Annotated in this window: 8 protein-coding genes; 7 read left to right on the forward strand and 1 reads right to left on the reverse strand. The window is 61.4% G+C overall.

Features of this window, described 5'->3' with window-relative positions:
* From B7X90_RS17885 to B7X90_RS17910, 6 genes are all read left to right on the forward strand, one after another.
* Positions 1–383: lytic transglycosylase domain-containing protein (locus tag B7X90_RS17885; protein ID WP_292626854.1), on the forward strand; the 383-nt coding region annotated here is incomplete at its 5' end.
* Complete coding sequence (locus tag B7X90_RS17890) at positions 380–787, forward strand: hypothetical protein (protein WP_292626855.1); 408 nt, start codon at positions 380–382, stop codon at positions 785–787. The genes B7X90_RS17885 and B7X90_RS17890, both read left to right, overlap by 4 nt.
* Before the next feature lie 242 nt (positions 788–1,029).
* Complete coding sequence (gene greB, locus B7X90_RS17895) at positions 1,030–1,521, forward strand: transcription elongation factor GreB (protein WP_292626856.1); 492 nt, start codon at positions 1,030–1,032, stop codon at positions 1,519–1,521.
* A gap of 23 nt (positions 1,522–1,544) precedes the next feature.
* Positions 1,545–2,174 carry a phosphoglycerate mutase family protein gene (locus B7X90_RS17900; protein WP_292626859.1) on the forward strand — a complete coding sequence of 210 codons (630 nt, stop codon included), beginning with the start codon at positions 1,545–1,547 and terminating at the stop codon, positions 2,172–2,174.
* The gene (locus tag B7X90_RS17905) at positions 2,174–2,353 is read left to right on the forward strand and encodes a DUF4169 family protein (protein WP_292626861.1); all 180 of its coding nucleotides are present in this window, start codon (positions 2,174–2,176) and stop codon (positions 2,351–2,353) included. The genes B7X90_RS17900 and B7X90_RS17905 overlap by 1 nt, the downstream gene beginning before the upstream one ends.
* Entirely contained in the window at positions 2,350–2,832 is a 483-nt protein-coding gene (locus B7X90_RS17910) for a hypothetical protein (protein WP_292626863.1), read from the forward strand. The genes B7X90_RS17905 and B7X90_RS17910 overlap by 4 nt, the downstream gene beginning before the upstream one ends.
* A 52-nt stretch (positions 2,833–2,884) precedes the next feature.
* Here the strand turns inward: B7X90_RS17910 and B7X90_RS17915 are convergent, their stop codons facing one another.
* Positions 2,885–3,556: an outer membrane beta-barrel protein gene (locus B7X90_RS17915; RefSeq protein WP_292626864.1), complete on the reverse strand. Its 672-nt coding sequence runs from the start codon at positions 3,554–3,556 to the stop codon at positions 2,885–2,887.
* Between the two features lie 249 nt (positions 3,557–3,805).
* On the opposite strand from B7X90_RS17915, the gene rlmN reads away from it, so the two are divergent.
* On the forward strand, positions 3,806–5,182 hold the full coding sequence (gene rlmN / locus B7X90_RS17920; RefSeq protein ID WP_292626866.1) for a 23S rRNA (adenine(2503)-C(2))-methyltransferase RlmN: 1,377 nt from the start codon (positions 3,806–3,808) through the stop codon (positions 5,180–5,182).
* Positions 5,183–5,275: the final 93 nt, after the last annotated feature.

Below are 5,275 nucleotides of genomic sequence, written 5' to 3' on the forward strand. Positions count from 1 at the left end.
CGGCCAACGAACAGGCGGGCAAGCTCGGCCTGTCCTACCGCCCCGGCGCGCTGACCGAGGATGCGGGATATAACATCCAGCTGGGCGCGGGCTATTTCGCGCGGATGCTGGACTATTACAACGGATCGTGGCCGCTGGCCGTGGCGGCCTATAACGCTGGCCCCGGCAACGTGAACAAGTTCCTGCGCGCCAATGGCGATCCGCGCAATGGCGACGTGGACTGGATCGAGTGGATCGAGAAGATCCCGCTGTCCGAAACGCGCAACTATGTGCAGCGCGTGCTGGAAAACGCGGTGGTCTATGAGGCGATGAACCCGCAGTTTGCGACCTATCGGGGGGCCAACCCGATGAGCTATTTTATTGGGAAGCGGGAGCCGGGGTGAACGAAGCTACCTTGACTATTGGAGCCAAGGCAGGCCGCGTGATTAGGTCGGAAAATGAACTACTTGAGGCTCTTTCCGAACTGAATAAACTTCCGTCAGGCGAGTGCGCGGCTTTAAACGTTGACGAAAAATTCTACATCCGAGCCGAGCGACACGGAGAATTCTGGGCAGTCGAAACTCAACGTGGCGGGTATTTCACGCGCGCTTCCTTCACTGCGGAAATGACGACTGAATTCAGCGACAGAACAGTGAAGACTGCTAGGGAAGCCCGTTCATTCTTGGAGCGGATAAAAACGGCGCTTAGCGTCGTGCCAGAACGGAGTCTCAGCACCGCACAAGTGATTACCTTGTTTGGCGAATTTCTCGCTGGCCGTCGGTTCTCCATCCCACAATCAGGCGCGTAAGAGGCAAGCGGGATCCCGGGTCAAGCCCGGGATGACAGTCGGGGGGAAGGATACTTCTTTGATCCTCCCTGTTTTTGCGGAGCACAAACGGGGAGGTGTCGTCGGCGTAGCCGATGACGGAGGGGTTCTTTCGTTTTGCCCCTCCACCACCCGCTGCGCGGGCGGTCCCCCTCCCCATTTGTCCTGCGGAAAAACGAGGAGGATTATTGTCAGTTCTCCCATCATCGCCGTAAAGCCACCCCATGAAGCCTGACAGCCCTCCCATCACCCCCGCCGGATTTGCCGCCTTGCGCGCGCGGTATGACCATCTGCTGGGCACCGAACGTCCTGCAATTGTCGAGATCGTCTCTTGGGCGGCGGGCAATGGCGATCGGTCTGAGAACGGCGACTATCTCTATGGGCGCAAGCGGATGCGGGAGATTGATCGGGAGCTGGCTTTTCTTGCGCGGCGGATGAAGGCGACGCGGGTGGTCGATCCGGCGCGGATGGAGGATCGGACGCGCGTGCTGTTTGGCGCGACTGTGGAGATTGCCGACGAAGACGACGCGCGGCGCGTGCTGACCATCGTGGGGGATGACGAGCAAGATGCTACCAACAACCTGATCGGCTGGAGCGCGCCGATTGCCAAGGCCTTGCGCGGGGCGCGGGTGGGGGATTTGCGGATCGTCCGGCTGCCTTCGGGCGAGAAGGAATGGGAAATCATGAGCATTTCCTATCCTGACGCCGCAGGCTAAAGCCCCTCCCCATGAAACCATCCATGAAACAGGGTCGCTTCTTCATTATGCGCCACGGCGAGACGGTCTATAATGCGGCCGCGCGCTTGCAATCCAATGCCATGCACACGCCGCTGACCCGGCAAGGGTTTGAGCAGGCCGTGGCGATGGGCTGCGCGCTGCGCGGCGAACTGGGCGAGAAGCCCAAGGTGACGCTGCACATCTCTGACACCGGGCGCGCGTTGCAGACGGCGGCGCTGATCGCCGAGGAGCTGGGGCTGGATTGGTTTGCCGGGCGGCGCACGATGGATCTGAAAGAGATCGACATGGGATCGTGGTGCGGACGCTCCTATGGTGAGGTGGAGGAGGAAGTTGGCTCCATCGTGATCGAGGACCACCTGCTGCGCCCCGCCCCGGACGGCGAGGACTATCCGATGATCGCCGCGCGGCTGAACCGCTGGATCGACGGGCTTGGCGATGAAGGCGGCGATCACATCGTGGTGATGCACGGCATTTCCAGCCGGGTGCTGCGCGGGATGATGGCGGGTTATCCGATGCACCCCATCCACGGCGCTCCGATTGCACCGTCGCTGGTGCAAGGCTCCATCGCTCTGGTAGAGAACGGGGCAGAAACCATGCTGTTTGGATCGACCCGTGGGATTGAGCACGCCTGATGGGCGAGGTTGTAAACCTGCGGGCCGTGCGCAAGGCCAAGGCGCGGGATGCGCACGCGGTTGAGGCCCAAGCCAACCGGGCGAAGTTTGGCCGGACCAAGGGCGAGAAATTGCGCGAGGCTCAGGAAGCGAACCGGGCGGCGCGGCTGATTGACGGCGCGAAGCGGGACGAGACGTGAGGAAGCTGCTGGTTCTGGCCGCTCTGGTGCTGGCAGGCACGGCCACGGCACGCGATAGCCTGGGCGTGTTCGGCACGTGGGGCGCTTTTCGCGATCCGGCGGTGCCGCGGTGCTATGCGATTGCGATGGCCGAGAAGGTCAATGGGCGCGAGCAGGCGTTTCAGCCTTATCTGACCGTGGGATACTGGCCGCAGCGCAAGATCCGCGGGGCCGTGCACGTGCGGCTGGCGCGGCGGGTGGCTTCGGGGTCCAGCGTCAACGTCTCGTTCCCGGAGGCCAACTTCACGTTGCAGACGGGGCAGGCCGATGCTTGGCCTGCGGATCAGCGGACCAATGCCGGGATCGCGGCGCAGATGCGCAGCGCGCCGCGCGTGGTGGTGATTGGCCAAGGTACGGATGGGCGCAAGTTCCGCGATACGTATCTGCTGTCAGGTGCGGCCTCGGCGATGGATGCGGCGGCGCTGGGGTGTGCGCGATAAGGAAAAGGGCGAGCCTTGCGGCCCGCCCTTCGCTTGCTTCAATGCGTGACGCTTAGAAGCGGACGCCAACACCGGCCATCACCATGTGACGGTCGGTATCGATATCAAAGCGGCTCGTATCAGGCGTGTCGCCGTTGAAATCGAATTCGCCGCGGTTGTAGTTGTTGTAGCCGTATTCCAGCTTCACGTAGCTATTTGGCCCGAGCTTCTGCTCAACGCCAGCGCCGACGCGGTAGCCGTCGGTGTCAAGACGCTGGCGCAGGCTGGTGGTACCATCGGTGCCCTGCAGGTTGTAGCGCTGGTTGCTGTAGCCACCTTTCACATAGACCATCGTGGCAGGCGACATGGCATAGCCGACGCGACCGCCCAGATAGTACTGGCGACCGGCATCAACGCGACCAAGGTTGAACACGTTGGGTTCGTTGTTGTTGTTGTCCCAGCTGGCGCTGCTCTCGGTGATTTCGGCTTCGGCGCCGATCACCAGGTTGCTGCCGACGGCCATGTCATAACCGATGGCACCGCCATAGGTCACGCCATCGATCGACTGCTTGAGATCACGGTCGGCGTCGACATCTTCGCTACTGCCCGAGCGGTGGCGGTCGTAGCCAACCAGTGCTTCGACGCGGAGGCCGCTGAATGCTTCTGCAGGCGTCGCGTCCTGCGCGAAGGCCGGAGTGGCGGCGAGCGCCGTGCCGGCGGCGAGGATTGCGCAGATATTCTTCATGTTACACTCCATTCGAACGTTCACCTGTCGGTTTTCGTTTTTTTGTGCGACCCGACAGTGGTGCTTGGAATGAGCGGAAATGCATCCGGTTTCCTGAACCTCACACAACAAGAAAGTGTGATATTTCAGTCACATACTTTGCGATATGCGGAGTGATTATCAAGACGAACGACCGGAACGTTTTGCAGGTTCAGGTGTTCGCGCGGCGCTGATTTCACCCCGTTTGCTTGGTGAGGCGAGAATCACTATATGCGCGCGATGCAGCATTCCCCTGAAGATAGCCCTTCCCTTCCCGCCAACATGCCGATTGCAGGGCATATCGATCCTGTGCCCGTGCCACGCCCCGGTCTGGTCGACGGAGTAACCCCGCGCGAAGATGGACGGGTCGATCTGATCGGCCTGCCCAAGAAGCAGATCGCGGCGGTGTTCGAAACGGCAGGCCTTGATGTGAAGGCGGCCAAACTGCGTGCCAAGCAGGTCTATCATTGGGTCTATCATCGCGGCGTCACCGACTTCGAAGAGATGACCGACATCGCCAAGACCATGCGCCCATGGCTGGCCGAGCGCTTTGTGGTCGGGAGGCCCGAGATCGTTGAGGCGCAGGTTTCAACCGACGGCACGCGCAAATGGCTGTTGCGCACGGCGGACAACCATGATTTCGAGATGGTGTTCATCCCTGATGCGGACCGGGGAACGCTGTGCGTTTCAAGCCAGGTCGGCTGCACGCTCAACTGCCGGTTCTGCCATACCGGCACGATGCGGCTGGTGCGCAATCTGACGCCGGGCGAAATCGTGGGGCAAGTGATGCTTGCGCGCGATTCGCTGAGCGAGTGGCCAAAGGCCACCGTGCGTCCCCGCGAAGGCGGGGACCTCCATCAACCGAGCGCCATGCTGCCTGAGGCCCCCGCCTTCGCGGGGGCGCAAAGCACTTCGTGGGACGATGAGGACGACGACGAGGGCGCATATACCGCCGATGGTCGTTTGCTGACCAACATCGTGATGATGGGCATGGGCGAGCCGCTTTATAACTTCGACAATGTGCGCGATGCCTTGAAGCTGGTGATGGACGGTGATGGGCTGGCCCTGTCCAAGCGGCGCATCACGCTATCGACTAGCGGCGTCGTGCCGATGATGGCGCGGGCGGGCGAGGAGATCGGGGTAAATCTTGCCGTATCGCTCCACGCCGTGACCAAGCCGGTGCGTGACGAGATCGTGCCGATCAATCGCAAATATGGCATTGAGGAACTGCTGCAGGCTTGCGCTGACTATCCCGGCGCGTCCAATGCACGCCGCATCACGTTTGAATATGTGATGTTGAAGGACAAGAACGACAGCGACGACGATGCGCGCGAACTTGTGCGGCTGATCAAGCAGTACAAGCTGCCCGCCAAGGTCAACCTGATCCCATTCAATCCATGGGAAGGCGCACCTTACGAGTGCTCCAGCCCCGAGCGGATCAAGACTTTTGCCAAGATCGTCTTCGCTGCCGGAATCAGCGCGCCGGTGCGCACGCCGCGCGGGCGCGACATTGACGCAGCCTGTGGGCAGTTGAAGACAGCAGCGGAAAAGAAGAGCCGTGCTGAACTTGACCGGCTTGCAGAGGAAAAGATGGCGGCTCTGGGCTAAGGCCTGTGGACATTTAGGGGATTCCCTTTTTCTGCGAGATCGGATTCAAGACTGGCGAAGGGAGAGCTGGTTTGGATCGACACGGATTGAGCG

Source organism: Novosphingobium sp. 17-62-19 (assembly GCF_002256775.1).
Classification (GTDB): Bacteria; Pseudomonadota; Alphaproteobacteria; order Sphingomonadales; family Sphingomonadaceae; genus Novosphingobium.